This window comes from Bowmanella yangjiangensis (genome assembly GCF_017255015.1).
GTDB classification, from domain to species: Bacteria; Pseudomonadota; Gammaproteobacteria; order Enterobacterales; family Alteromonadaceae; genus Bowmanella; species Bowmanella yangjiangensis.
Genome location: NZ_JAFKCS010000884.1, coordinates 1 through 292, shown reverse-complemented (window position 1 = coordinate 292; position 292 = coordinate 1). Strand labels below are relative to the sequence as shown.

At 57.9% G+C, this 292-nt stretch carries 1 protein-coding gene; it reads left to right on the top strand.

What is annotated here, in order from left to right; genetic code table 11:
* A partial coding sequence (locus J0A65_RS27075) for a DUF2790 domain-containing protein (protein WP_206597247.1) occupies positions 1–264 on the top strand: 264 nt, incomplete at its 5' end.
* Between the last annotated feature and the right edge of the window lie 28 nt (positions 265–292).

Below are 292 nucleotides of genomic sequence, written 5' to 3'. Positions count from 1 at the left end.
TCCTTTCCCAAGGACAAGGTCAGGCAGATCGAACAGAACAGCATCGAAGTCGCCCAGCGATACGCCGAGCGCACGGGCAAGCCGATGCCGCAAATCCAGGACTACCGCTACAGCATGAAACTGGACATCGCCAAGGTCGTTTACCAGAGCCCGAGAATCGAATACTGCGGAGTCATCCCACAGATCATGGTCTTCGAAGACAGCAACGAAGAACTGCGCAGTATTCGCTACCGCAGCCAGGGCGAATGCCGCAGCCAGCGCTGAAACGCCACCGGCACAGTTGCCCGTCTCA